Origin of the sequence: Mesorhizobium sp. M4B.F.Ca.ET.203.01.1.1 (genome assembly GCF_004791025.1) — a bacterium.
Taxonomy (GTDB): Bacteria; Pseudomonadota; Alphaproteobacteria; order Rhizobiales; family Rhizobiaceae; genus Mesorhizobium; species Mesorhizobium abyssinicae.
Genome location: NZ_SRUO01000099.1, coordinates 1 through 377 on the forward strand (window position 1 = coordinate 1; position 377 = coordinate 377).

Annotated in this window: 1 protein-coding gene; it reads right to left on the bottom strand. The window is 76.7% G+C overall.

Annotation, left to right across the window (positions count from 1 at the left end; translation table 11 throughout):
* On the bottom strand, positions 1-377 hold a 377-nt coding region (locus EN846_RS33815), incomplete at both ends, for a hypothetical protein (RefSeq protein ID WP_210236140.1).

Here is a 377-nt window from a genome sequence, read left to right on the forward strand (position 1 = left end):
CGCTCGGCGCGTTGGGGAGCGCGCCAGCTGGACGTCGGCGCCTCGTTGTGCGCGACGGGTGCGGCCGGCTGCTGGAGCTGCTGCAGGCGCGTGGCGGGCAGTTCACGGATACGCGCCTGCACCTGCTCGGCCAGCTGGCGCCAGGCCGCGGCGTCGGGCTGGCCATGGGCATCACGCGGGCACGCGTCGGCCAGCAGGTGCTGGTAGCCGGCCTCGTCCTGGTCGAGCACGCGCATGGCAATGCCCTCGTCGAGGCTGCCGCCCACCCGCAGCAGCAGCGCCAGGCGCGGCAGCGGCGCCATCCCGCCCAGCGCGGCCAACGGCGCGGCCCACTGCCCGCCCACCGGTTCGCGCAGTGCCTGGCGTTGCCCCAGCAG